At 52.9% G+C, this 429-nt stretch carries 1 protein-coding gene; it reads right to left on the bottom strand.

The features are described 5' to 3' along the window. On the bottom strand, positions 1 to 188 hold a 188-nt coding region (locus tag KNP86_RS15605; protein WP_483298413.1), incomplete at its 3' end, for a transposase. Positions 189 to 429: the final 241 nt, after the last annotated feature.

Genomic DNA, 429 nt, shown 5'->3' with positions numbered 1-429 from the left:
ACGACAGGGTCGACGCTTGGCCGGCCACGGTCCTCAGAATATAAGTCCTCCACGAGCGGATAGATGAACTCAAAGTCGATCACCGCCTCGATTTTTCGGACCAGATGGTCTGCTGGCACAAGCTCGTCGAGCGTGACCATCTCCAGTTGTGTCCGATTGGTTTCCGATTCTGTTGATTTCCTGATCATCCGATTCGCCTCCATAATTGTTTCTATATCTCTCATTATAAAAAAGCGACGACGGTACGAAAAGAGGGATTGATGCGTGGGCCGACTGCGGGCACGGCGAGACTTCCAGGGGATTAGCAAGCAAAGGGAGACCCAGCAGCGACAAAGTCGCGATGCGGCTCCCTGCTTGCCCCCAGAAAAGCGAGCTGTGCCCGGTCGGGCAAATAAAAAAGACTGCAGACAATGTTTTGTCTACAGTCTG

Origin of the sequence: Exiguobacterium sp. s16, from assembly GCF_018618115.1 — a bacterium.
Lineage (GTDB): Bacteria > Bacillota > Bacilli > Exiguobacteriales > Exiguobacteriaceae > Exiguobacterium > Exiguobacterium mexicanum_A.
Note: the sequence above shows the minus strand (reverse complement) of the source record. Positions and strands in the feature narration are given on the sequence as shown.